The following is a 26995-nucleotide window of genomic DNA, read 5'->3' as shown; positions in this document are numbered from 1 at the left end:
AATTTATTTGGTCAAATACATTTTACGTCTGGAGTACAGTTCGTAAAAAGCATCGTCCTTTAAACTGTCGATAAACAAGATACTTTCGCCGGTGCTTTTCATTTCCGGACCAAGTTGCTTGTTAACCTTATGAAATTTATTGAAGGAGAAAACCGGCTGCTTAATGGCGTAACCTTCGAGCTTAGGGTTAAAGTTGAAATCTTTCACCTTTTTGGCTCCCAACATTACTTTTGTTGCGTAGTTCACATACGGCTCCCCGTAAGACTTGGCGATAAACGGCACTGTTCTGGACGCTCTTGGGTTGGCTTCAATAATGAATACCTGATCGTCTTTAATGGCAAACTGAATGTTTATAAGCCCGACGGTATTAAGCGCAAGTGCAATTTTTTTGGTATGATCTTTAATTTGCTGCATTACAAGATCCCCAAGATTGAACGGAGGAAGCAGGGCGTTAGAATCCCCGGAATGAATTCCGCAAGGTTCTATATGCTCCATTATTCCGATAATGTAGACGTCCTCACCATCGCAAATCGCGTCTGCTTCGGCCTCAATAGCCCCATCCAGATAATGATCCAGAAGTAGTTTATTATTCGGAATTTTCTGAAGTAAATCTACCACGACCTCTTCCAGCTCCTGCTTGTTGATCACGATTTTCATCCCCTGGCCACCGAGTACATAAGAAGGTCGCACCAAAATTGGAAAATCCAGCTCGTCTGCAAGGGCGAGAGCTTCATCTGCATTTTCGGCAGTTCCAAAGTCCGGATAAGGAATGTCGTTTTGCTGTAATAACCTGGAAAAACTTCCCCTGTCCTCTGCAAGATCCAGCGCTTTAAAGCTGGTTCCCATGATCTTGATACCGTAGCGATCGAGCTTTTCGGCAAGTTTAAGGGCGGTTTGTCCACCAAGCTGAACGATTACACCTTCCGGTTTTTCGTGGCGGATGATGTCGTAAATATGTTCCCAGAATACCGGTTCAAAATAAAGCTTATCTGCGATATCAAAGTCTGTAGAAACCGTTTCAGGATTACAGTTGATCATGATCGTTTCGTACCCGCACTCTGCCGCGGCAAGTACCCCGTGTACACAGCTGTAATCAAATTCTATCCCCTGGCCAATCCTGTTTGGACCGGAGCCCAGAACCACAATTTTCTTTTTATCTGAAGAAATACTGTCGTTAGCAACATATCTTTTACCATCAGGAGTTTCGATATCGGCTTCAAAAGTTGAATAGTAGTAAGGAGTTGCAGCCTCAAATTCGGCCGCACAGGTATCAACCAGCTTATAAACGCGGTTAATCCCCAGCTCTTCACGTTTGCTGTGAACTTCACTTTCAAGACACTTCAGCATATAAGCGATCTGTCTGTCGGCAAAACCTTTTTGCTTGGCATCGAGGATAAGATCCCTTGGCAGCGTATCGAGGGTGTATTTCGAAATCTCTACTTCCAGCGCATACAATTCTTCATATTGCTTAAGGAACCACATATCGATCTTGGTGATCTCATGGATCCTGCTAAGCGGAATTCCCGCCTGAACAGCATCGTAAATCACAAACACACGATCCCAACTTGGGTGGGTGAGTTTGTCTATAATTTCGTCGTATTTGGTGTGGCTTTTTCCATCGGCACCGAGTCCGTTTCTCTTAATTTCCAGCGATTGGGTAGCTTTGTGCAGTGCTTCCTGGAAGGAACGGCCAATTGCCATAACTTCCCCTACAGATTTCATCTGAAGTCCAAGGGTGCGGTCACTGCCTTCAAATTTGTCAAAATTCCATCGCGGTATTTTAACAATCACATAATCTACTGAAGGTTCAAATAACGCTGAAGTAGATTTTGTAATCTGGTTTTCGAGTTCGTTTAGATTATATCCAATTGCCAGTTTTGTAGCAATTTTGGCTATTGGATATCCTGTAGCCTTAGACGCAAGCGCAGAAGATCTGGAAACCCGTGGATTAATTTCTATCGCAACAATATCCTCTTTTTCATCAGGGCTTACTGCAAATTGTACGTTACAACCCCCGGCAAAGTCACCAATGCTGCGCATCATATGGATAGCCATATCACGCATGCGCTGGTAAGCGACATCACTTAAAGTCATAGCCGGTGCCACAGTAACAGAATCTCCGGTATGGATCCCCATAGGATCCATATTTTCTATTGCACAGATAATAACAACATTGTCGTTCTTATCCCTTAGTAATTCCAGTTCATATTCTTTCCATCCCAATAAAGCTTTATCAATTAACACTTCGTGAATTGGAGAAGCCTCAAGACCATAAGTAAGCATTTCATCAAAATCTTCGGCTCTGTGAACAAAAGATGCCCCACTACCTCCAAGGGTAAAAGATGCCCTTATCACCAGAGGAAAACCGAATTCCTGAGCTACTTCTTTCCCTTGCAGAAAAGATGTCACCGTTTTAGCAGGAGCTACAGGTATTCCTATCCTTCCCATCAACTGCTTGAACTTCTCCCGATCTTCGGTAATATTTATGGCGTCTATATCCACACCTATAAGCTTGATACCAAAATCTTCCCAGATCCCCTTCTCATCTGCCTCAATACAAAGGTTCAGCGCAGTTTGTCCTCCCATTGTAGGCAAAACTGCATCTATATTGGGATGTTTTTTAAGTATCTCAATAATAGATTTTGTAGTTAAAGGTTTTAGATAAACATGATCGGCCACAGAAGGATCGGTCATAATGGTTGCCGGATTGGAATTTATAAGGACTGTTTCTATCCCTTCATCACGTAAGGAACGTAGAGATTGTGTTCCGGCATAATCGAATTCACAGGCCTGGCCTATTACGATAGGCCCTGAGCCTATAATCAAAATACATTTGAGATTTTTGTTCTTTGGCATTTAACTAAGGTTTTGAATATAAAAATAAGAAGCTATTGGGTATAAAAAAAGGCGTTACTTAAAAAGTAACACCTTTATTATTTAATATCAAAAAATCATTAATGTTTGTGTCGGTTCTCAGAAGATACAGATAATTTCTTTCTGCCTTTAGCCCTTCTTCTGGCAAGGACTTTTCTACCGTTTACACTTGCCATACGCTCTCTAAAGCCATGCTTGTTTTTTCTTCTTCTCTTAGATGGTTGAAACGTTCTTTTCATTTTGAATATCTTTAATCTTCTGTGAAATCTTTTTTAAAGCAGTCCTTAAAACTGCGTGCAAATATACAAAGCTTTTTAAGTCTTACAAATACAAATTTAAAATAATTTTGAATTGTTTTTATTACCTTTGCCGCCTGTAAAACCACGGGAACATGTTCAACAAAAATATAAAACTAGTCTTAGCAGGAATCATTATTGTTCTTGCCTTCTGGCAATTCTTTGAAGGTAATATAGGAAACGGGATTATGTTTATCCTACTTGCCGGCATCTTCGTTTTCCTTTACTTTAAAAATGAAATTATACTGCTTGCTTTTTTAAGACTGAGAAAACAGGACTTTGTAGGTGCAAAAAAATGGTTGGACAAAATAAAAGATCCTGAAAGTGCCCTTACCAAAAAGCAACAGGGATATTATTGGTACCTACACGGATTAATGATTTCCCAGACAAATATTACCCAGGCAGAGAAGTATTTTAAGAAAGCTATTCGCCTGGGACTTTCTATGTCACAGGACCTTGCAATGGCAAAACTAAACCTGGCGGGAATTGCAATGACAAAAAGAAGAAAAAGAGAAGCTACTAACCTACTTGCTGAAGCAAAAAAACTGGATACCCACGGAATGCTGAAAGATCAGATAAAAATGATGAATCAGCAAATGAAGAAGATTTAACAGGCTCCTTCCCATCTTATATTTTCTTTGATAATTCGTTAGGTCTTTTAGCTAATATATAGACCCTTTGACGAGAATTTTTCCTTCCTCCCTTTCCTTTAAGTAACTTTGTACTTGCTTATTTATAACAAAGTGCATGAGGAAACTTTTACTCGTATTTCTCTTATTAACAGGCTATATAAGCCGCCCTCAAGCAGAAAAAGACGATAAGGTTTATTTTTCTGAAGCACTCGCCATGCATTTACCGAAGTATGAGAAAGAAGCTAGAAATGCCTATCGAGTGAATGATTATGAGCGGGGCAGCGCACTTTTTGATTCTCTTGTAAAAAATTCTCTTCGGAATTCCTATATTGACAATTTCCGTTTTTACAACCTGAGAAAAAAGCCGGTACAGCTATATGAATTTAAAAAACCCGTTTATCTCATTACTTACTCCTCCTGGTGCGTACAGGGCAAAGGTGAAATTCCCGCAATAAATAAACTTGCAAATAAATACAAAGATCAAATAGATTTCGTTGTTCTCTTCTGGGACAAATTCAGTACGGTTAAAGATATTGCTAAAAAGTTCAATAAGTACATTAAGGTGGTATATGTGGATGAAAGAAAAAACTCAGATCCTTTCATTATAAAGAACCTCAAGCACTCCCTGGGTTTGCCAAACTATTTCCTAATTTCCGGAGATAAAAGAATTGAAGATATTCGAAGAAGTGTGTTTCTTCCTTACAATGCCTCTGAAGAAAAATCTTATGAATTAAATTATGAATTAATAGAAGAAGGTATCTCCAATCATCTAATTACCCATGTGCATAAAGAGGATATTGCCGATATATCCCAATAAACATCTTCTTAATTTATAGCGGGATAAATTCCAACTTCAGGAATATCAATTTCGTATTTTTTTCTTGAAGCATTGTTCAGGTGAGCTTCACGTAACCAAGGATTATGGATTTTAAGAATCTTATAATTAATACCAAATCCCTTCGCAAAATCAGCAAAATTACGGACAACGGTATCAACTTCTACTTTTCTGGTTGGAATGTGCTTGTATAAATCATCATCTTCAAACTGAAAGCCGTATTTCGCCGGATCACTCATAATTTCTTTAAGAGCCAAAATCCGGAAAACATAGCGACCGGTTTCTTCACCTAAAAGCAAATCGTAGTAATCTGAAACCTTCTGTCTCTCCAGTTGTCTTGATATTCCCCGGTTACCTGCATTATAAGCCGCCGCAGCCAAAGTCCATGTTCCGAGGTTTTCTTTTGCTTTTTTAAGATATTCTGCAGCAACTCTTGTAGATTTCTCTATGTGATATCTTTCGTCTACATTATCGTTAATTTCGAGTCCGTAATCCTTTCCTGTACCAGACATAATCTGCCAAAATCCAGTGGCACGTGCAGGAGAAACGGCTTGGGTGAGTCCGCTTTCTATTACAGCTATATATTTAAGATCATCTGGAACACCTTCTTCTCTAAGAATTGGTTCTATAACAGGGAAGAATTTTTGAGCTCTTTTCATCAGCAGAAATGCATTGGACTGCCAGTAGGTATTCACAAGCAATTCCCTGTCCAGCCGCTCATAAACATCGGGATCCTCCAGCGGTACAGTTTCCCCGGCAAAATCCAAATTGGTGGGAACAGGAAGCGCTTTTATAGTGTAATTTTCAGCAACGCTTTTTTCTTTTTGGTTATCGGTATCGGTTTGATTGGTAGCTTCAGAATTTTGAGGAGCTTCCTGTACGGCATTAATACTTACTGCACATACGCATAAGATTCCTACAACTATTAGTGCATTTTTTATATACTTCATAATCTTTCTTCTATTTTTTCTTTACTATTCATTTTTCCTGTAAGGATAATTTCCGGCAGGTACCTGTTAAACCACCTGAAGCGATTAATTATCATAATATGTGTTCCCCCTTTTACCACTATGCATTTACTGATATGTTCAATAGGGAAAATTATATCCTTATCTCCGTGAATATGCACAACCTTTTCATCAGCCTTGTTACATTCCCATAAAACCATATGTTCTATTGCCCAGTCCAGATAGATCTTATTATTGACAGATAAGTACTGCCTATAAAGCCTTGCCCTCTTTTTTGCAAAATCTCCAATTGCAATCTTTTCAAAATGATCCACATAATTCATCAAGCTGGTGGGAACGAGCTTATAAAATCCCGTTTTGGCAGCAAAACGCATTCTGTTAGGCAGCTCGTCCCGGCACTTCACGCTGGAAATTATTATAAGCCGCTGCACATCCAGGTACTTACTCATTTCCTGCACAACAACCCCGCCAAAAGATACGCCAATCAGCACAGGTTTATCATGTTGAATAAACTTATTCATCCTCAAAGCATAAGCCCTCAAACTTTCCCTGCGATCTGGAATAAGCCATTCCAGATAATGAACTTCGAACCTTTCCTCCGGAAGTTTGATATGCTCAAAAATAGCAGAATTTGCTGCCATTCCAGGCATCATATAAACATGCAAAACCTCTTCCCTATTACTCATTCCTTACACCCTAAAACTATGTTTTAAATCTAAAATTTAAATCGGCGCATAAATTTACTGCTATTTTATTGGCTTTCATAAACAGATATTAAAAATAAATAAGATGAACTTCAGATAATAGAAATTAAAATAAAAACGAAGATCTTTCAAATTGTAGTTAAAAAATATAGCTCCTTTTTCTAAATACAATTCTACCACTTCATTCAGAAAAGCCTTATATTAATGCTAATTTCATCTTAAAAGCCCTATTTTTGTATAACTCTTTTAATATTCTGCAAAATCATCTACACTTTGATGATCTCTGAATTGGTACATAATTTGAAGTAGTAAAAAAACTTTTGAAAGGAAGCAAATTATTCTTTGTTTACTAAAGAGACTTCTTTAGCTGCTCTTCCTATAGAGTGTCTACAATCTAAAATAACTACACTATGAATAATGAAGATTTAAAAATTACGGACAACGAATTTCTGAGACAGTATGAAACTACAATTAACGAGGAACTTGCAACTATTGAATATTCTAAACAGGAACGCAAAATATTTCTCACCAAACTCCATATGTCTGAGGATCTTAGGGAACGGGGTTACATAGAAAAATTTATAGAAGCTGTCCTGGAAGATATTCAGGAAAGCAATAACAGAGTGATGCCTACGAGTCCCGAAATTGCTCGTTACATGCGAAAAAACAAGAGTAAATATAAAGATTTACTTCCGGTAGGAATAAATATTTAAACTGCTACAGCTGCGGCTTCATTAATGAATTCCATTCTTACGAGGCCGTCGTTATCTATTTCCTGAAGTTTTATTTCATGTAAAGTATTTACCAGAGCGGGATTCCACGGAGTTTTTACCTTTACATAATTTTCTGTAAAGCCGTGGATATATCCTTTCTTGTTTTCTCCTTCAAAAAGAACGGTTGCTGTATTCCCTATCTGACCTTCATAAAAAGCACGACGTTTTTTAGCTGAAAGTCCCCTAAGCATTTTGCTGCGTTTTTTCCTCACCTTAAGCGGAACAGCACCAACCATTTCTGCAGCCGGAGTATTATCCCTTTCAGAATAAGTGAAGACGTGTAAATAGGAAATGTCCAAATCATTTAAAAAATTATACGTCTCCAGAAAATGTTCGTCTGTTTCCCCGGGAAAGCCCACAATCACATCTACGCCAATACAGGCATCTGGCATTACGTTTTTAATCTGCTCTACCCTGTTTACATAGACTTCGCGCATGTATCTGCGGCGCATTGCTTTTAAGATTGAATTGCTTCCGCTTTGCAAAGGAATATGAAAATGCGGAACAAAAGTTTCACTTGCCGCCACAAAATCTATAGTCTCATTTTTTAGAAGATTTGGCTCTATAGAAGATATTCTTAAACGCTCGATACCTTCAACTTGATCCAGTGATTTAACCAGATCCAGGAATGTATGTTCATGCTTTTTATTGCCGAATTCCCCTTTTCCATAATCCCCGATGTTTACACCGGTTAACACAATTTCCTTAATCCCTTTTGCTGAAATTTCTGCAGCATTGTGCAGAACGTTTTCCAGTTTATCGCTACGGGAAATTCCGCGCGCAAGGGGAATTGTGCAATAGGTACATTTATAATCACAACCATCCTGAACCTTAAGAAAAGCCCTTGTACGATCGCCAAAGGAATAGGAACCTACATAAAAATCTGCTTCCTCAATTTCACAGGAGTGAATCTCTCCCATGTCATTTTTGGTAAGGTCATTAAGATAGTCTGTAATTTTAAATTTTTCGGTAGCACCCAAAACCAGATCCACGCCGTCTACAGCAGCAAGTTCTTCAGGTTTTAGTTGCGCATAACAACCCACGGCAATTACAAAAGCGTTATCATTAACCTTCTGGGCCTGTTTTACAATGGTTTTAAATCTTTTATCTGCATTATCTGTTACAGAACAAGTGTTAATAACATAAATATCAGCTTTTTCGTCAAAGTCCACCTTTTTAAAGCCTTCATCTTTAAAAGATCGCGCTATTGTGGAAGTTTCTGAAAAATTGAGCTTACAGCCCAGGGTATAAAATGCTACTTTTTTATTGTTCATAAAATATCCGATTAACCAGGATTTAAATCCCTTTTTTAATATCCGCTAATAAGTCCCATTTTTGGTTTGTAAACTGAACCTTAATACGAGAATCCATTAACGTCTCGACTCTGCTCCACGTGAAAAACTCCGTATTTCTTCTCACGTTTGGCGGACAATAATACCTGTTTTTTGAAGCTGCAAATATACCGAATTTTACCTACTACTCAAAAATCAGAAACTGCAAAGCCATGACTTTCTATTAGATGAATGCCGAAAATTGCAAATTTTCGACCTTTACATAAATTATAAACTAAATCAAAATTATGTATATTGAATAAAATTTTACACGATGGGATTTGGCGGAAGTAGTAGCGGGGCTAATGTTATAATTAAAAACAACCGCAGAAGCAGAAAATCTAAAACTGAAAAGTTTCAGAAATCAACTGGTTCAGGAATAAAAGGAATAGGCTCTGAAAAACGTATTTCTGAAGCAGACCTGGAGAAAATCAAAAACAATTTACGAACAAGCAATAATCAACGACAATTAAAAATTTTCGTGATAATGGCCATTTTCCTTATTCTTCTTGGACTTGTTTTCTTCTACTTTATGTTTTGACTTTAAAACTTTCAGCTCACCAGAAACTCCATTTTCCAATTAACACATCTTCAAATTAGCACATTTTCAAATTAATCCCTTCTCCATTTTTTGCTTTCCTCAAAAACATGCTCAAGAATTGCTTTGTCCTCTTCAGTGAACTCAACATTTCTTCGTTGCATAACAATTTCAGCTACTTCAAAAGCTTTTTGAGTTTTATAGGTGGTTGTACCTGCGCTTCCTCCCCAGCTAAAACTTGGTACGAAATTCCGCGGAAATCCTGCGCCAAATATATTAGCGCTAACTCCCACTACTGTTCCGGTATTAAACATGGTGTTGATTCCGCATTTACTGTGGTCACCCATCATTAAACCGCAAAATTGCAAGCCTGTACGGGCAAAGCCCTCTTCCTCGTAATTCCAGAGGCGGACTTCAGCATAATTATTTTTGAGATTGGAGGTATTCGTGTCGGCACCTAAATTACACCATTCCCCCAAAACAGAATTTCCTAAAAATCCGTCGTGTCCTTTATTGGAATTCTGCATTAGTACAGCGTTGTTAATCTCTCCTCCCGCTTTACAATTTGGCCCTATCGTAGTTCCTCCATAAATTTTAGCTCCCATTTTAATAGTAGCATTTTCGGCAATTGCTATAGGTCCGCGCAGCAAACTTCCTTCCATCACCTGTGCATCTTTTCCAATAAAAATAGGCCCCGAAGAAGCATTAAGGGAACAAAATTCTACTGAAGCGCCTTCTTCAATAAAAACGTTCCCGGGATTCATTACATGGTTGGAAGAAGGAATTGGAGCAGAAGTTCTATCCTGTGTAAGCAATTCAAAATCTTCATTTATAGCTTGAGCATTTTTCGAAAAAATGTCCCATGTATTAGCTATAAACAATGCTTCACCTGAAAGTTCCTGACGTTCATAATCTTCAAAATCGACTTCCTGATCTTCAGTTACATGAAAAGCCACAACTTCTTCCTCATAGAATATAGCCTGATTCGCCTGAAGGTTCTTTACCTGCTCCAGTAGTTGTGAAGTAGGCAAAAAAGCTGCATTTATCATGATGTTCTCTTCCATTTCTACCAGCGGCCACTTTTCAGCTAAATAATCTTCAGTAACTGTTGTAGTAGTAGTTTCCAGAACCATTTCCCACTTTTCACGGATTGTGAGGATGCCTATCCGTAAATCTGCAACAGGCTTAGTGAAAGTAAATGGCAAGAGTTGATTTCTATAGGAACCGTCGAATAAAATATAATTCATTTTAAAAGTTTAAAAGACCAAATTTAAGAGTAATGCGCAAAATGCCAATTATCGGCAATAGATAAAATTTTAAGCTAATGACTACAATTTAGGCTAATGACAACAAACAAAAAAGGCTGCCTAAAAAGACAGCCTTATATAGCTTATAAAATTCAGGAAATTATTTCTTGAATTTAGAATATTTGTTCTTGAATTTATCAATTCTACCTGCACTATCAACCAGTTTAGATTTACCAGTATAATAAGGATGAGAAGTTCTTGAAATCTCCAACTTCACCAAAGGATATTCAGTTCCGTCAACTTCAATTGTTTCTTTTGTATTTGCTGTAGATTTTGTAAGAAAAACGTCTTCGTTAGACATATCTTTAAATGCTACTAATCTATAATTTTCCGGATGGATTCCCTGCTTCATCGCTTTATTCTTTTAATTTTCGAGGTGCAAATTTAAGTAAATTGATTATAAAAACAAGCATTCCAGTAAAACTTTTAAAAAAAAATCTGTCTGTAACGTTTTACTATATTTGCTTACTAATGCAGCGCAATCACTAATCATTCAAAATTATGAAAAAATCTGTACAAGCTGTTATTTTGCCTTATGGTTTATACCTTGGTTTGGCATCGATTCTAATTACTGTTCTAATTTACGTATTGAACCTGGAACTTTTCACTAAATGGTACATTACGGTAATTAATTTTATTGTAGTACTGGTATTAGGTATTATGGCCGTAAAAAAAGCTAAAAGTCTGGATCCTGATCCTTTTTTCTCTTTTAAAAGTGCTTTTTCTGCCTTCTTCCTTCCGGTTATCCTTGGCTCTTTTATTTCTATAATTTTTACCGCTATTCTTTTTAATGTTATTGATCCGGAAGCGTCAGCTTATGTCCAGGAAATGAGCCTTGAAGCGAGCAGGGAAATGATGGAACGTTTTGGTGCACCGCCTTCACAAATAGATGAAGCTATAGCCAGCCAGGCAAATGTTAATCCCTTTTCTTTTCAAAATGTTTTTATGGGCTTCGCTTTTACCATAGTTTTATACGCAATACTATCTTTGTTGGTAGCCTTAGTTTTTAGAGAAAAAGATCCCAGAGCATAATTTATGCAATTATCTATCGTCATACCTCTTCTAAATGAAGAACAATCAATAATCGAATTATACAATTGGATCGCAAAAGTGCTGCGATCCAATTCTTTTTCTTACGAAATTATTTTTATTGATGACGGTAGTACAGATAATTCCTGGGAAGCAATAGAAGCAATTTCTAAAGAGGACGACAGAGTAAAAGGAATAAAATTTAACCGAAATTACGGAAAATCACAGGCGCTGCATGCCGGTTTTCTTAAAGCGCAGGGTGAAGTCGTGATTACCATGGATGCAGATCTTCAGGATAATCCAGAAGAGATACCTGAGCTTTACAGAATGGTAAAAGAAGAAAAATTTGATCTGGTTTCGGGCTGGAAAAAGAAGCGTTATGATAATGTACTTTCAAAAAATTTACCTTCAAAATTATTTAATGCCGCAGCCAGAAAAACATCTGGCGTAAAGCTTCATGATTTTAATTGCGGATTAAAAGCTTATAGAAAAGCGGTAATTAAAAATATTGATGTTTACGGTGAAATGCATCGCTACATTCCGGTTCTTGCTAAAAATTCCGGTTTTGTGAGGATTACAGAAAAAGAAGTGCAACACCAGGCAAGAAAGTATGGGAAAACAAAATTTGGAGTAGAACGCTTTATCAACGGTTTTCTGGATCTAATAAGCATATGGTTCCTGTCCAAGTTTGGCAGGCGTCCTATGCACCTGTTTGGCGCACTGGGAGTTCTTATGTTCCTTGTTGGTTTTATCTCTGCGGGATGGATTGGAATTTCTAAGCTTTACAAATTATATCACGGCCTGCCCAACGTTTTGGTTACTTCAAATCCATGGTTTTATATTGCACTTACGGTAATGGTAATAGGAAGCCAGCTCTTTCTTGCAGGATTCCTGGGAGAGCTCATTCTGCGGTCAAAAAGGGAGAAAGAACGCTATTTAATTAACAAAACCACAGGAAATTTTTAGATTATTTCCGGAATAGAATTCCTATTTTTGTTAAAGAAAAATTTAAGATATGTCACAAATAAAACCTGAAATACGCTCCAGAGCTGAAGCCTGGCTTACTGATGTTTTTGATAAGGAAACAAAAAACGAAATCCAAAACCTTATGGAAAACAATCCTAAGGAACTGGAAGAAAGTTTTTATAAAAACCTTGAATTTGGTACAGGCGGGATGCGTGGTATTATGGGTGTTGGGACAAATAGAATCAATAAATACACCCTCGGAAAAAATACACAGGGACTTGCCGATTTCCTAAAAAAAGAATTCCCAGGGGAACAAACAAAGGCTGCCATTGCATATGACTGCCGGAATAACAGTAAAGAACTGGCAAAAATAGTTGCAGATGTTTTCTCTGCCAATGGAGTTGAAGTTTATTTATTTTCAGATCTTAGACCTACCCCCGAACTTTCTTTCGCAGTAAAGCATCTCGATTGTCACTGCGGAATAGTTTTAACGGCGAGCCACAATCCGCCGGAATACAATGGATATAAAGTTTACTGGCAGGACGGCGGACAGTTAGTGCCACCACAGGACAAGCAGGTAGTAGATGTTATTAACAGCCTGGAATACAGCGAAGTTAATTTTGACTCCAAAGAGGAGTTAATCCATAAAATAGATACTGACGTTGACAATGCTTTTTCTGAAGCATCTGTTAAAAATGGCAGTTTTGATACTTCAGCTTCAGCAAAAGAAAACCTCGGAATTATTTTTACTTCTTTACACGGAACATCGATTACACTTGTTCCCGGCGTGCTTGAAAAAGCAGGTTATTCAGATGTAACCATTGTCCAGGAACAAAAAGAACCGGACGGAAATTTCCCTACAGTAAAATCTCCAAACCCTGAAGAACCCGAAGCTCTTAAAATTGCACTGGATCTTGCGAAAGAGAAAAATGCCGATATTGTTATTGGTACAGATCCCGACGGTGACAGGCTTGGAATTGCAGTTCCCGACCTTAATGGCGAAATGATTCTGCTAAACGGAAACCACACCATGCTGGTCATGACCTGGTTCCTGCTGGAGCAATGGAAAAAGCAGGATAAACTGAAAGGCAATGAGTTTGTTGCCTCCACTATAGTTTCCACTCCCATGCTTAAAAATGTTGTGGAATCTTATAATGTTCAATATCACGAAGTTCTTACCGGCTTTAAATGGATTGCAAAATTGATAAACGACCATCCTGAGCTCGATTTTGTTGGAGGTGGTGAAGAAAGTTTTGGTTATATGGTAGGAGATTTCGTAAGAGATAAAGATGCTGTTACCGCTACCCTTTTGGCCTGCGAAATTGCTGCTAAAATGAAAGAGGAAGGCAGTTCTTTTTATAAAAAACTACTTGAGCTTTATACTGAACATGGTCTTTATCGCGAAGAATTGATATCCCTGGTGAAGAAAGGCATTGAAGGTGAGCAGGAAATTAAGCAGATGTTGATAGATCTTCGTGAGAATCCGTGGCAGGAAATAGATGGGGAAAAGGTGGTTTTAATAGAAGATTACCAATCTTCTACTGCAAAAAACCTTCAGGACCATACAGAGGAAAAAATTGATATTCCAAAATCTAACGTTCTTATCTATTATACCGAAGGTGGGACTAAAATTGCAGCAAGACCAAGCGGTACAGAACCAAAAATTAAATTTTACATCAGCGTGAATGCTGATCTGGACAGCATAGAAAACCACCAAAATGTAAATCAGGAATTAGCAGAGAAGGTTTCCAGAATAAAGAAAGAACTTCAAATAGGCTAGCCCTACCCGCTTATGAGTTATTTTAAAAAGATACTTCAGTTCGCAAGGCCTTACAAGCGTTTTGCGATACTGAATATCATTTCTAATATTTTTTACGCACTTTTCAGCACCCTTTCTTTCCTGGCTTTTATTCCTATGCTTCAGGTGCTTTTTCAGGAAGAAGAACCTGTTTTATCAGAACCGGAATGGGATCGTAGTTTTAGCGGATTAAAGGATTTTGTTGGAGATTATGCCAATTATTTTTTAAACCAGAGGGTTGAAGAACACGGACAAATTTCAGCCTTAATCTCTATTTGTGTAGCTGTAATTGTGCTATTCCTGCTCAAGAACTTTTTTAACTATCTCGCCATGTATTTCATTGCAAATCTCAGGAATGGGATGCTGCGGGATATCAGGAATAAAATTTATTCCAAAATTGTAGAACTTCCAATTTCCTTTTTTTCCGAAAAGCGAAAAGGGGATTTTATATCACGTATTACCAGTGATGTACAGGAAATCCAATCTTCTTTTTTAAGCATGCTGGAAATGTTTGTTAAAGAACCTCTTACACTCCTTTTCACCCTTACTGCAATGATTGCAATAAGTCCTAAATTAACACTCTTTGTATTCGTGTTTCTACCTCTGTCTGGGCTTTTAATCTCTTCTATAGGTAAAAAACTTAAGGCAAAATCTACGAGCGCGCAACAGGAAAATGCAAATTTTCTATCCATGGTAGAGGAGACACTTTCCAGTCTTAAAATCATTAAAGGCTTTAATGCTGAAAATAGGTTTAGGAAGAAATTTACCGATAGTACAAACAGGTTAAATAAGATTTTAAACTCCTTGTTGCACAGGCAGGATCTGGCTTCCCCCTTAAGTGAGTTTCTGGGAGTAGTTGTTATTACCGTGATACTTTGGTTTGGAGGAAATATGGTGCTCATAGAAGGTTCAATGGAAGCATCAGTATTTATTGGATTTCTTGTACTCACCTACAATATTTTAACTCCTGCAAAAGCAATTTCCAAAGCTACCTATAGCATCCAGAAAGGAAATGCCAGTGCTGAACGTATTATGGAAATTATTGAAACTGAATCAAATCTAAAAGATAAACCTGGCGCTGTAGAAAAGACATCTTTTGATTCTGATATCCTTATAAAAAATATTTCTTTTCAATACGAAAGAGAAAAAGTACTGAAAGATTTTTCTTTGGAAGTTAAAATTGGTGAAACGGTAGCTTTAGTGGGACAATCCGGTAGTGGAAAATCTACCATTGCCAATCTTATTACCCGATTTTATGATGTAAATGAAGGTGCTATTTTTATTGATGGTAAAGATATCCGGGAAATTACCAAATCCTCTTTAAGAGCATTAATGGGACTCGTAACCCAGGATTCCATCCTGTTTAATGACACTATAAAAAATAATATCTCCCTTGGAAAAGAAAATGCTACAGATGAGGAAATTATCGATGCGCTTAAAGTGGCAAACGCATGGGAATTTGTAAAAGATTTACCACTTCAACTTGAGACAAATATTGGCGACAGCGGTAACAAATTAAGTGGAGGGCAAAAACAACGTTTATCCATTGCCCGTGCTGTACTTAAAAATCCGCCGATAATGATTCTTGATGAGGCTACTTCGGCACTTGATACAGAGAGTGAAAAACTCGTACAAAAGGCGCTCGAGAACATGATGAAGAATCGTACCTCCATTGTTATAGCCCACCGTTTATCTACTATCCAGAATGCAGACAGGATTGTGGTGATGCAAAAAGGACAAATTGTAGAGCAGGGCCGTCACGAAGAACTTTTGGCAAAACGTGGTAATTACCACAAGCTCGTAGAAATGCAGTCTTTTGACTAAATACTTTATACTGGCAGTCGATATTTGCCAATATAAAGGCATCGTCTTATCCTGACTTATTGAATTTTTAAATCTGGCCGCAATTTTTATAAAATTTGAACCAGGAGTAGGATATTGATTTTTGTGAACCTTATCCATCTTCGCACTGGAAGTAGCAATTCCATATAAGCGAAATAGATAGAAAATTGCCTTTTACAGGCCTGTCTTAAAATCTAAGAATTCCCCCACAGATTTAAAGTTTAGCATTCGTATAGGGGAGTATTAAATTTGATCCAGTACATCATAAAAAATCCCATATATGTGAAATTCCATTTTTTTCCAAATGTATTTAAATGAAAAATGGACGAAGTAGGTTCGTCCATTTTTAAAGGTTATTTCCATCTTGGGGCAAATGAAAATAACTTTGTTTAAGTCTGATTTATTTGGGGCAAAAAAAGACTTTCTTTTAATTCACTGAAGTAAAGATAAAACATAATTTCACAAAACCAAGAAAAATATGTCTTTAAACAGAAAAAAATGTCTTTTAACGATATATCCACTTATTTCTGGTTTATTTTTCCTACAAAAAATTTCAAATCAACCATGGTTTCCGGGTATAACTTTTTCAATACCTTTACGTCAAATAATAATCTTCAGTATCTAAATTTCAGCAAATTTGAAGCAGATTGGAACCATCTGAAAGGGAATTCATAGAACGCCTGAAGGATAAAGCTACCGCACAGGAAGCTTTTAGTGAACTCGTATCTCATTATAAAGAACGATTATACTGGCATATCCGGAATATTGTCAAGAATCACGACGATACCGATGATATTCTGCAGAACACCTTTATTAAAATATTCAAAAATATTGGTAACTTTAAGGGAGAAAGTCAGCTGTTTTCCTGGATGTATAGAATAGCTACTAACGAAGCTATTACCTTTTTAAACAAACAAGCACGAAAAAACCATATTTCATCACAAGAACTGCAGGATCAGATAATAGGCAATCTTGAAAGTGATGTCTATTTTGAAGGAACCGAAATTCAGCTTAAACTACAAAATGCAATTAATAGCCTGCCCGCTAAACAGCAACAGGTTTTTAATATGAAATATTTTCAGGATTTGAAGTACAGGGAAATTTCCGAAATTCTCGAAACCAGCGAAGGCGCTTTAAAAGCCAGCTATCACATTGCCGTTAGAAAAATTGAAGAATATTTAAAAACACATTAAACCTTTTGACAAAAATGTAGTCAAACAACCAAATGAAAAAGAATAAGCTACCATATAACCTGGATTCGGGATTTAAAGTTCCCGATAACTATTTTGCAGATCTCACCGATCGTGTAATGAATGGTGTAAATTCTGTTAAAATTGTAGATGATTCATATTTAAAAAAAGTAAGTAATAGCGGATTTAAAGTTCCGGAAGATTATTTTGAGAATTTTGAAGTAGAATTACCTTTAAAAGAAGAGAAGGAAACCAAAGTAATCCCTCTATTTAGCAAGAGAAATTTATATTATGCCTCAGCAGTGGCCGCAATTGTTATTGCGATTTTCAGCACCATTTTTCTTGATTCTTCACCCGAATCAACCTGGGATAATGTAGAGCTTTCTGCAATAGAAAAATATATAGATGCTGGTTATACAGATATGTCACCATCAGAAATTACCAATTTTTTGTATGAAGGAAATTATGTAGTAGAAACGAACTTTGATAATGTAAATCCTGATGCCGTTTACGAGTATCTTAATGAAAATGTTGAAGATCCAGCTTATATTCTTGAATAAACCTATTATGAAAAAGTTTTTATTTGTTTTATTTATGTTTTCCTGGTTCTGGCAAAGTAATGCCCAGGAAGATAAGGAGCGTATAAAAGCTTTGAAAACAGCTTTTATAACTCAGGAAATGAAGATGAGCAATAAAACAGCTCAAAAATTCTGGCCGGTTTATAATGAATATGAATCCAGGAGATGGAAACTACATGAAGAAGAAAAAAATAAATTAATAGACTCCGACTGTATTAATGGACAGGAAGCCGAAAAAATGCTTTCTGAATATTTGGACATAGAACGGCAGGAATATGTAATAAAAAAACAGTATTTCGAGGACTTAAAGAAAATTTTCTCTGCTAAGGATATTATAAAACTACATCGACTCGAAGATGAATTTCACAAAAAGTTGATTAGGGAATATAGAGCGAGGAAACATCGTGAAAGAGAAAATAATAAATAATAAAAAATATTAGTTTTTGGTTGGTTAGTTAGTAGTTAGTAGGTATTCCGGATGATTAATTTCGTCCGGAATATTTTTTTATACCTCAAACATTTCCGACTTTAATTGAATTTCAGCAGCGCAATCTTTCCCTTTCCCGCTGCATAAGCGGTAGAATCGTTTACAAATCTTAAGGTATAGAAACCTTCATCTGAAAGTTTTTTCCAGCTCTCGCCTCCATCCTTACTGTAAGAAATCCCGTTAAATCCTACAGCAACAATTTCCTCACCACCGGAATTTGGCAAATACCGCACTCCGCTTTTATATCCCGGCTCCTCCCCTTCTCCAACCAATTCCCATGTTTTTCCACCATCTGTAGTTACCGCTTTATTTCCCGTATTTCCTTCAGGAGCAGTATAATCACCTCCTATTATTATCCCGACATTTTCATCATAAAAGTCCATGCTATAACCTCCTGTTGTAGCTTTTCCCTGCACAAGCGGAGTATCAAAAACTTCCCAGCTTTTACCTTTGTCGGGAGAATAAAACACTCTTGACTTCATCCCGCCGCTAAGGATCCAGGTGTTGTCTCCCTGTATTGCAATATTGGAATTACTTGCTGCAAATGCCGCCTCTCCCTCTTCAGTTTTGGGCAAAATATCACAATCCAGCTTTTTCCAGGTTTGTCCCCCGTCACGAGTTATGATTATAGAAAGTCAATTATCGGAAGGATCTCCCATGGCAATTCCTTCCCGGTCATTCCAAAAGGCCAGCGCATCGTAAAAAACCTTTTCGCCTTCTTCCTTATATACCAATTCCATTTCCCCGTTTTCCCCAGTTTTATAAAGAAGTGCCGGATTTCCCACACTCAGCATAAAAAAATCGTTCGCTGTACTCGCCACAGCTCTAAATTCGGGAGTTGTACCGTTATACTCCTGCACATTCGTTTTCCAGCTTCCTTCTGAAGAATTATACAGTCCGTAAACTCCATTATTTCCTGCAAACGCCAGATTATTACCAATAACTTTAATCGCCCTGACATTCAGGGAATCGTCTTCCAAAATTGGCTGCACCTCAACATCAGAAATAAAGCTTCTTCTTTCATTTTCTTCGGAAGTAGTTTCGGATTCATTTTCAGATTTGCAGGAAAAGATGAATAATATAAAGAGGCAAAGTAGTTTTTTCATATTCAGGATATTTTATTCAGTAGCTGAAAATTGCCATTTTCGGCATTGCTTCAAAGATAAATTTTTCCGAAGCAAAAAACCGTACCTTTGCAGCCTTAAAAATTAGTTTTATGCGCTTACACAGAAATTTGGTTTTTGCCACTATCGATGCTTTATCAGATATTTTTAATGAAGGAAAATATGCAGACAAAGTAATTGCAAATGCCTTGAAGAGAGACAAAAGATGGGGTTCCAGGGATAGAAGTTTTATTGCTGAAACCACTTATGATATCGTAAGGTGGAAACGTCTTTATGCTGAAATTGCCGAAGTAAAAGAACCTTTTTCCCGTGAAAATCTATTCCGATTGTTCGCAGTTTGGGCCACCCTTCGCGGAGTTGAATTGCCGGACTGGAAACAAATTGAAGATACACCAACCCGAAGAATTAAAGGAAAATTTGACAGCCTTAGCCAGATTAGAAAATACAGAGAATCCATACCGGATTGGCTGGATGAACTGGGTGTAAAAGAACTTGGCGAAGAATTATGGACAAAAGAAATCCATGCCCTGAATAATACCGCTCCGGTTGTGGTGCGCGCAAATTCGCTGAAAACTTCCAAAGAGAATTTAAAGGAAGAATTTTTGAAAGAAAATATTGAAACCCACACTTTAAAAGCATATCCTGAAGCCCTGGAACTCAATGAAAGAGCCAATGTTTTCAGAACAAAAGCATTTCAGGATGGTTTCTTTGAAGTGCAGGATGCTTCTTCCCAGCAAGTGGCCCATTTCCTTGAAGTGGAGCCGGGAATGCGGGTTGTGGACACTTGCGCCGGTGCCGGGGGAAAATCCCTTCACCTTGCTGCTTTAATGGAAAATAAAGGGCAAATTATTGCGCTGGATATCTACGGAAATAAACTGAAGGAATTAAAACGCCGCGCCAAACGTGCCGGAGCTCACAATATCGAAACCCGCGAAATTGACACTACCAAGGTAATTAAGAAGCTTTACAATAGTGCAGATCGTGTTTTAATCGACGCTCCTTGTAGCGGACTCGGAGTCCTTAGCAGAAATCCTGATGCAAAATGGAAACTGCAACCGGAGTTTATCGACAGGATCAAAGCCACACAATCTGAAATCCTCGACAGTTATTCCAAAATCGTAAAATCCGGAGGAAAAATGGTCTACGCGACCTGCTCTGTACTTCCTTCTGAAAATCAGGAGCAAGTAGAGAAATTCCTCGCCAGGGAAGAAGGAAAAAACTTCAGGTTGATAAAAGACCAGAAACTACTTTCTTCAGAAACCGGCTACGACGGATTTTATATGGCTTTGCTGGAAAAGACGAGTTAAATTTGGCTCCTTTTCTCCAGTTCGAGTTGTTAAAATAGCCACTAACTCACGAATATTTGAAGTAATCATTCGTGAATTCGTGGTGACACTGAAGGTCGATAATTGGCATTTTAGAGCCTCCTCCTCTTCTTTTACTATAAAGCGCAGCAGGAACGCATTTATTATCCTGCAAGGTCTTTTTTTGACCTTGTAGGTGTAATTTTCTCCTGAAGTTTTCCGCAATAGTCTGAAATTTATCAGTCCTACAAGGAATCAAAAACCTTGCAGGTCTGCGCGATAAGAATTCCCTGAAGCCCAAGAATATTTTCTGCGAAAATCAGCGCAATCTACGGGAGCATCAGAAAGAATTCGTGGATTCGTAGTGAGACTGAAGGCCGATAATTGCCATTTTCAAGCACCATCTTTTTTATACTCTGGAATGCACCCCGTATGCTTTTGCTATCCTGCAAGGTCTTTTTTGACCTTGTAGGTATGTTTTCTCCTGAAATTTTCCCATAATGGCTCGAAATTAATTATACCTACGAGGTTTTAAAAACCTCGCAGGAATCCTGCCCCTCCCGTTCTTTATTACAGACCGAAAATTGCCATTTTAAAGCACCGTCTTTAAAAAGGAGAAGATAGAAAAGACTTCGTCCCTTTTCTTCTTACTTCATACTTCAAAACAGGTCGATAATTGTCATTTTCAAGCACCATCTTTTTTATACCCTGGAATGCACCCCGTATGCTTTTGCTATCCTGCAAGGTCTTTTTTGACCTTGTAGGTATGTTGAAATTTTCCCATAATGGCTCGAAATTAATTATACCTACGAGGTTTTTAAAACCTCGCAGGAATCCTGCCTCTCCCGTTTATTACTATAGGCCGAAAATTGCCATTTTTGAAGTGTCTCTTGTCTTCTAATTCTGAAGAAAAGAACCACTAATTCACGAATAATTTCAGAGAAACATTGGTGAATTAAAGTCGAAAATTGCAATATTGGAGCTATCCTGCAAGGTCTTTTTTTGACCTTGTAGGTATGATTTTTGCCCGAAATTTTCCTATATATTCTGAATTTATTAGACCTACGAGGTTTTAAAAACCTCGCAGGAATTCTTCCCCTACATTATTACTACAGGTCCATAATTGCCATTTTGAAACTATCACCATATTTCTTTAATAACCAGCGTAATCTGCGGGAGCATTAAAAATTTATTCGTGCGTTCGTGGTAAAAACGTAGATGTTGAAAATTACCAAATTTGAGGCCTCTTTTGTCTGACAGCGAAGCGGTCTTGCCTCTTGCTTCTTTATTCTCTTTAGAGGTCGATAATTGCCATTTTCAACTTGTCGCTCTACATCAAAAATTTCCTAATTCCCAACAATTAAAATTCAGTTGAAAAGCCTAAATTTGTCCTTTCTTAAACATCATTAAACAACCAGGAATGATCCTTTTCTTCGGAACCCAAACTACTAAGGTTTTTGCAGTAGAAACGCACAACAACCTTTCTGCACAAGATATTTCAAAATTAAACTGGCTATTTGGCGACGCAAAAAAATATAACAAATCTGCTCTGGCAGATTTTTTTGTTGGTCCGCGTGCCGCAATGATCACTCCGTGGAGTACAAATGCCGTGGAAATTACCCAAAATATGGGAATTGAAGGTATTGTAAGGATTGAAGAATTCCTGAAGGTAGATGAAAATTTCTCCGATTTTGATCCTATGCTTTCGCAAAAATACAACGGACTGGACCAGGATATTTTTGATATCCATATAAATCCCGAACCAATAATTGAGGTGGATGATATCGAAGCATATAACCAGAAAGAAGGACTTGCATTAAATATTGAAGAAGTAGCTTACCTTCAGGGTTTAGCTGATAAGTTGGGACGAAAACTGACAGATTCTGAAGTCTTTGGTTTCTCGCAGGTTAATTCTGAACATTGCCGGCATAAAATCTTCAACGGAACTTTTGTGATTGATGGAAAAGAAAAACCTTCTTCCCTCTTCAAACTTATCAGAAAAACTTCCGAAGAAAATCCGAATGAAATAGTTTCCGCATATAAGGATAATGTTGCTTTTGTAAAAGGACCGAGAATTGAACAATGGGCACCTAAGTCGGCTGACGTTCCTGACTATTACCAGGTCAAAGATTTTGATTCGGTTATTTCCATTAAAGCTGAAACACACAATTTCCCGACTACCGTAGAACCATTTAATGGTGCGGCAACAGGAAGCGGCGGCGAAATAAGAGACCGGCTTGCCGGTGGAAAAGGTTCTTTGCCTCTTGCCGGAACCGCGGTTTATATGACTTCCTATTCAAGATTGGAAGAAAACCGCAGTTGGGAAAAAGGGATGAAAGAGCGGGAATGGCTGTACCAGACTCCGATGGATATTCTGATAAAAGCTTCCAACGGAGCTTCAGATTTCGGGAATAAATTTGGGCAACCTTTAATTTCCGGTTCTGTACTCACCTTTGAACATAGTGAGCATGAGCGGCAATTGGGTTACGATAAGGTGATTATGATGGCCGGTGGTGTTGGTTATGGCAAAGCAGACCAGGCACAAAAAGATATACCGAAGAAAGGAGATAAAATAGTAATACTTGGTGGTGAAAATTACCGGATTGGAATGGGCGGTGCTGCGGTATCTTCCGCAGATACCGGAGAATTTGCCAGCGGAATCGAACTTAACGCCGTGCAACGTGCAAACCCCGAAATGCAAAAACGTGCGGCCAACGCAATCCGCGGAATGGTGGAAAGCGAAGAAAATCCAATCGTTTCCATCCATGATCACGGTGCGGGCGGACATTTAAACTGCCTTAGTGAACTGGTAGAAGAAACCGGCGGAAAAATTGATTTAGAAAAACTTCCTGTAGGGGATCCAACTCTTTCAGCAAAAGAAATTATTGGCAACGAATCCCAGGAACGTATGGGCTTGGTGATTGGCGAAAGTAAACTGGAAATGCTGAAGAAAATAGCCGATCGCGAACGTTCGCCAATGTATGAAGTTGGGGATGTGAGCGGAGACCACCGCTTTACTTTTGAAGGAAAAACTTCCGGAGAAAAGCCTATGGATCTGGCGCTGGCAGATATGTTTGGCAGCTCGCCAAAAACTATAATGACCGATAAAACGGTAGAACGAAATTATGAAGGATTAGAATATTCTTCAGAAAAAATAAAAGGTTATCTACAGGAAGTGCTTCAATTGGAGGCTGTTGCCTGTAAAGACTGGCTAACGAATAAAGTGGATCGTTGTGTTACAGGACGTGTGGCGAAGCAGCAAACTGCTGGTCCTTTGCAACTTCCGCTTAATAATTGCGGAGTGATGGCGTTGGATTATAACGGGAAGGAAGGTGTGGCAACTTCTATTGGCCACTCCCCTGTTTCGGCTTTAGTAGATCCTGTTGCGGGTTCCAAAAATTCTATTGGCGAAGCGCTTTCAAACATCATTTGGGCGCCGCTGGAAAAAGGATTAAAATCTGTTTCCCTTTCGGCAAACTGGATGTGGCCTTGTAATAATGAAGGTGAGGATGCTCGTTTATACGAGGCGGTACAGGGAGTTTCAGATTTTGCGATTGCTTTGGGAATAAATGTGCCTACGGGAAAAGATTCGCTTTCGATGAAGCAAAAGTACAAAGACAGCGAAGTGCTTTCTCCGGGAACCGTGATTATTTCGGCTGCCGGGCATTGTGACGATGTGACTAAAGTTGTGGAACCTGTGCTCGAAAAAGATGCAGGCGACATTTACTATATTAACTTATCCCAGGATTCTTTTAAACTTGGAGGCTCCTCTTTTGCCCAAATCCTGAACAAAGTGGGCAATGAAGTACCAACCATAAAAGATGACCAGAAATTCGCCGATATTTTCTATAATATCCAGGCGCTTATCAAGAAGGAAATGATCGTTGCCGGTCATGATGTAGCTTCGGGCGGGTTGATTACGACATTATTAGAAATGTGTTTTGCCGATGTGAATTTAGGGGCAGAGCTTGATCTTTCAGCTTTAAATGAGAAGGATACGGTAAAACTTCTGTTTAATGAAAACTGCGGAATTGTTTTCCAGTCAAAAGAGGATTTAGCTGAAAAAGTTTTAGCTGAAAATAATATCGAGTTCTTTAAGATTGGTCGTGCAACTGAAGGAAACGAGCTTAAAATCAAGAACGGAACAGAAAACCTGAATTTCAATATTTCAGAATTAAGGGATGTCTGGTACAGAACTTCATTTTTACTGGATCAGAAACAAAGCGGAAAGGATAAAGCTACAGAACGGTTTAATAACTACAAAAATCAGCCGCTGGAATTCAAATTTCCGGCAGATTTTACCGGAAAGCTTCCCTCCTTCGGAGGGGCCGGGGGAGGAAGAATAAAAGCGGCAATTATCCGGGAAAAAGGATCAAATTCTGAACGGGAGATGGCCAGAGCAATGTACCTCGCCGGATTCGATGTGAAAGACGTTCATATGACTGATCTTATTAGCGGCCGGGAAACTTTGGAAGACATTAAATTTATTGCTGCGGTAGGCGGCTTCTCAAATTCTGATGTACTGGGAAGTGCCAAAGGCTGGGCAGGAGCTTTTCTTTATAATGAAAAGGCAAAAACTGCTTTGGATAATTTCTTTAAAAGAGATGACACCCTTTCTATTGGGGTTTGTAATGGCTGCCAGCTCTTTATTGAACTGGGGCTTATAAATCCAGATCATAAAGAAAAACCAAAAATGCTTCATAATGACTCCGGAAAATTTGAATGTACCTTTACTTCAGTAGAAATAAGGGAAAACAAATCGGTGATGCTAGAATCGCTTTCCGGAAGCAAACTGGGGATCTGGGCTGCTCACGGCGAAGGAAAATTTAGTTTTCCTTATTCAAAAGAACGTTACAACATCGTTGGGGAATATGCTTTTGATACGTATCCTTCCAATCCTAATGGTTCGCACCACAATACCGCCATGCTTACAGACGATACCGGAAGGCACCTGGTTATGATGCCACACCTGGAACGTTCTACTTTTCAGTGGAACTGGGCATATTATCCTAAAGGCCGAAAAGATGAAGTTACGCCATGGATAGAAGCTTTTGTAAATGCGAGAGAGTGGCTGGAGCAAAAAGCATAGTCTTAAGAATTTATAGAAATGAGCCCCAAACAGGGGCTTTTTTTATGAGCGTATTTACTTTCCTCTAACAGAAATCCCGAAGAATAATTCTTATCTTTTTTAAATCAATAACTAAAAAAGGATCTATTATGAATGTGCATGAAGATGTAAGAAAGAGGGATAAAAAATTCTTTGGAAGAGGCAAACCAGTGATGGAGCTTGAGGTGACAAAGGTAAAAGGGAGCTTTATTTACGATGCCGAAGGAAAAGAATATGTCGATTTCCTTGGAGGTGCCGGAGTAGGTAACCTTGGATGGGACAAGGAAGAAATAGAAAATGTTTTAAGAAAGAATGACCGGCCGAGCTATGTGTATCCTAATTTTTACTATAAACCCTGGACAGAACTTGCCGAAATTTTGGCAAATATCACCCCGGGTGAACTGAGTAAAAGTTTTCGTGTAACCGGAGGTTCTGAAGCTGTTGATGCTTCCCTTCTTATTGCGATGATGTACACCGGAAGGAAAAAATTTCTTTCCCTGGAAGGCAGTTATCACGGAAATACAATTGGTGCCCTTAGCGTTGCTTCCTCCTCTAACAGGAAAAAATTTCCAAATCTCCTCTCGGAATGTGAGAAGATTGAGACGCCATTAAATGAAGAAGCTCTCAATAAAGTTGAAGATCAGCTAAAGAACAATGAAGTAGCGGCTTTTATAATGGAACCCATAGTTTCTAATCTGGGAGTGATAATTCCGAAGGAAAAGTTCATGAGTAAATTAGCCGAAATCTGTAAAACACATGGAACGCTACTTATTATGGATGAAGCGGTTACCGGTTTTGGACGCACCGGAAAACTTTTTGCTACTGAATATTATGATATTAAACCCGATATTATGATAATGGCAAAAGCACTTTCTGCAGGCCATGAAGGAATTGGAGCAGTAATAACCACTCCTGAAGTGGCTGAAAAAGTAGAAGGAAAAGTAGGATTGTACTCCTCTTACGGCTGGCATCCAACGAGTACAGATGTGGCGATTAAAACCATGCATTATATATTAAAGAATAAAGACAAAATTTTTAAAAATATTAGTGACAAAAGCGAAATTTTTGAAGAGGAGCTTTCAAAAATAGATTTTGGTAAAGAAATAGAATTACGCATAAAAGGTCTTACTATAGGTATAGATGTAAAAGATGAAGAATTCGCATCAAAAATACAGGAAAGCTGTCTTAAACATGGGCTGTTAATTAACATACAGGGTTCGAGCCTGGTACTATTTCCGCCTATGAACATTGATTCCCTAACTGTGACAAAGGGAATTGATCTCCTGAATAAAAGTGTTCAGAATTTACATAC

At 38.2% G+C, this 26995-nt stretch carries 21 protein-coding genes and 1 pseudogene; 14 read left to right on the top strand and 8 right to left on the bottom strand.

Features of this window, described 5'->3' with window-relative positions:
• Positions 1 to 3 precede the first annotated feature (3 nt).
• Complete coding sequence (carB, locus tag RM549_RS10600; protein WP_311684542.1) at positions 4 to 2856, bottom strand: carbamoyl-phosphate synthase large subunit; 2853 nt, start codon at positions 2854 to 2856, stop codon at positions 4 to 6.
• Between the two features lie 98 nt (positions 2857 to 2954).
• Positions 2955 to 3113: a 50S ribosomal protein L34 gene (gene rpmH / locus RM549_RS10595; protein ID WP_311485512.1), complete on the bottom strand. Its 159-nt coding sequence runs from the start codon at positions 3111 to 3113 to the stop codon at positions 2955 to 2957.
• A 152-nt stretch (positions 3114 to 3265) separates the two neighbouring features.
• On the opposite strand from rpmH, the gene RM549_RS10590 reads away from it, so the two are divergent.
• Both RM549_RS10590 and RM549_RS10585 read left to right on the top strand, forming a co-directional pair.
• Complete coding sequence (locus tag RM549_RS10590; protein ID WP_311684540.1) at positions 3266 to 3781, top strand: DUF2892 domain-containing protein; 516 nt, start codon at positions 3266 to 3268, stop codon at positions 3779 to 3781.
• A 136-nt stretch (positions 3782 to 3917) separates the two neighbouring features.
• A complete protein-coding gene (locus RM549_RS10585) occupies positions 3918 to 4619 on the top strand; it encodes a TlpA family protein disulfide reductase (RefSeq protein WP_311684538.1) in 702 nt (233 codons plus the stop codon).
• 8 nt (positions 4620 to 4627) lie between these two features.
• On the opposite strand, the gene RM549_RS10580 is transcribed toward RM549_RS10585, so the two are convergent.
• Together RM549_RS10580 and RM549_RS10575 are read right to left on the bottom strand one after the other, a co-directional pair.
• Positions 4628 to 5587, bottom strand: a complete 960-nt coding sequence (locus RM549_RS10580) for a lytic transglycosylase domain-containing protein (protein WP_311684536.1) — start codon at positions 5585 to 5587, stop codon at positions 4628 to 4630.
• The gene (locus RM549_RS10575; protein ID WP_311684534.1) at positions 5584 to 6291 is read right to left on the bottom strand and encodes an alpha/beta hydrolase family protein; all 708 of its coding nucleotides are present in this window, start codon (positions 6289 to 6291) and stop codon (positions 5584 to 5586) included. The genes RM549_RS10580 and RM549_RS10575 overlap by 4 nt, the downstream gene beginning before the upstream one ends.
• 428 nt (positions 6292 to 6719) lie before the next feature.
• Here RM549_RS10575 and RM549_RS10570 point away from each other — a divergent pair, with 428 nt between their 5' ends.
• Positions 6720 to 7022, top strand: a complete 303-nt coding sequence (locus RM549_RS10570) for a GNAT family N-acetyltransferase (RefSeq protein ID WP_311684532.1) — start codon at positions 6720 to 6722, stop codon at positions 7020 to 7022.
• On the opposite strand, the gene mtaB is transcribed toward RM549_RS10570, so the two are convergent.
• Complete coding sequence (gene mtaB, locus RM549_RS10565; RefSeq protein ID WP_311684530.1) at positions 7019 to 8356, bottom strand: tRNA (N(6)-L-threonylcarbamoyladenosine(37)-C(2))-methylthiotransferase MtaB; 1338 nt, start codon at positions 8354 to 8356, stop codon at positions 7019 to 7021. The genes RM549_RS10570 and mtaB overlap by 4 nt on opposite strands.
• 331 nt (positions 8357 to 8687) lie before the next feature.
• Here mtaB and RM549_RS10560 point away from each other — a divergent pair, with 331 nt between their 5' ends.
• Positions 8688 to 8954 (top strand): hypothetical protein, encoded by a 267-nt coding sequence (locus RM549_RS10560; RefSeq protein ID WP_311684528.1) that lies wholly within the window; start codon positions 8688 to 8690, stop codon positions 8952 to 8954.
• A 71-nt stretch (positions 8955 to 9025) separates the two neighbouring features.
• Here RM549_RS10560 and RM549_RS10555 read toward each other — a convergent pair whose 3' ends face one another.
• Both RM549_RS10555 and RM549_RS10550 read right to left on the bottom strand, forming a co-directional pair.
• On the bottom strand, positions 9026 to 10198 hold the full coding sequence (locus RM549_RS10555) for a GlmU family protein (RefSeq protein WP_311684526.1): 1173 nt from the start codon (positions 10196 to 10198) through the stop codon (positions 9026 to 9028).
• A gap of 160 nt (positions 10199 to 10358) precedes the next feature.
• Entirely contained in the window at positions 10359 to 10610 is a 252-nt protein-coding gene (locus RM549_RS10550) for a type B 50S ribosomal protein L31 (RefSeq protein ID WP_311495393.1), read from the bottom strand.
• Between the two features lie 149 nt (positions 10611 to 10759).
• Between RM549_RS10550 and RM549_RS10545 the strand changes: the two genes are divergently transcribed.
• The 7 genes from RM549_RS10545 (at position 10760) to RM549_RS10515 (ending at position 18088) form a co-directional block, all read left to right on the top strand.
• Positions 10760 to 11290 (top strand): DUF4199 domain-containing protein, encoded by a 531-nt coding sequence (locus tag RM549_RS10545; protein ID WP_311684525.1) that lies wholly within the window; start codon positions 10760 to 10762, stop codon positions 11288 to 11290.
• Positions 11291 to 11293: 3 nt separating this feature from the next.
• Positions 11294 to 12253, top strand: a complete 960-nt coding sequence (locus tag RM549_RS10540) for a glycosyltransferase family 2 protein (RefSeq protein WP_311684524.1) — start codon at positions 11294 to 11296, stop codon at positions 12251 to 12253.
• Between the two features lie 49 nt (positions 12254 to 12302).
• Positions 12303 to 14033, top strand: a complete 1731-nt coding sequence (locus RM549_RS10535) for a phospho-sugar mutase (protein WP_311684523.1) — start codon at positions 12303 to 12305, stop codon at positions 14031 to 14033.
• 12 nt (positions 14034 to 14045) lie between these two features.
• Positions 14046 to 15875, top strand: coding sequence for an ABC transporter ATP-binding protein (locus tag RM549_RS10530; RefSeq protein WP_311684522.1), 1830 nt, complete (start codon positions 14046 to 14048; stop codon positions 15873 to 15875).
• A gap of 665 nt (positions 15876 to 16540) precedes the next feature.
• On the top strand, positions 16541 to 17086 hold the full coding sequence (locus tag RM549_RS10525) for an RNA polymerase sigma factor (protein WP_311684521.1): 546 nt from the start codon (positions 16541 to 16543) through the stop codon (positions 17084 to 17086).
• 32 nt (positions 17087 to 17118) lie between these two features.
• On the top strand, positions 17119 to 17643 hold the full coding sequence (locus tag RM549_RS10520; protein WP_311684520.1) for a hypothetical protein: 525 nt from the start codon (positions 17119 to 17121) through the stop codon (positions 17641 to 17643).
• 7 nt (positions 17644 to 17650) lie between these two features.
• Complete coding sequence (locus RM549_RS10515; protein ID WP_311684518.1) at positions 17651 to 18088, top strand: hypothetical protein; 438 nt, start codon at positions 17651 to 17653, stop codon at positions 18086 to 18088.
• Positions 18089 to 18189: 101 nt separating this feature from the next.
• Here RM549_RS10515 and RM549_RS19530 read toward each other — a convergent pair.
• Positions 18190 to 19254, bottom strand: a pseudogene (locus RM549_RS19530) (WD40/YVTN/BNR-like repeat-containing protein).
• 110 nt (positions 19255 to 19364) lie between these two features.
• On the opposite strand from RM549_RS19530, the gene RM549_RS10500 reads away from it, so the two are divergent.
• From RM549_RS10500 to RM549_RS10490, 3 genes are all read left to right on the top strand, one after another.
• A complete protein-coding gene (locus tag RM549_RS10500; protein WP_311684513.1) occupies positions 19365 to 20579 on the top strand; it encodes an RsmB/NOP family class I SAM-dependent RNA methyltransferase in 1215 nt (404 codons plus the stop codon).
• 1417 nt (positions 20580 to 21996) lie between these two features.
• Positions 21997 to 25665, top strand: coding sequence for a phosphoribosylformylglycinamidine synthase (gene purL, locus RM549_RS10495; RefSeq protein WP_311684511.1), 3669 nt, complete (start codon positions 21997 to 21999; stop codon positions 25663 to 25665).
• Positions 25666 to 25793: 128 nt separating this feature from the next.
• Positions 25794 to 26995 (top strand): class-III pyridoxal-phosphate-dependent aminotransferase (locus RM549_RS10490; RefSeq protein WP_311684509.1); only part of this gene is annotated, 1202 nt, incomplete at its 3' end.

The organism is Autumnicola patrickiae (assembly GCF_031846525.1).
GTDB lineage: Bacteria > Bacteroidota > Bacteroidia > Flavobacteriales > Flavobacteriaceae > Autumnicola > Autumnicola patrickiae.
The sequence above is the reverse complement of the archived record's forward strand: the minus strand, read 5'-3'. Positions and strand labels throughout refer to the sequence as shown.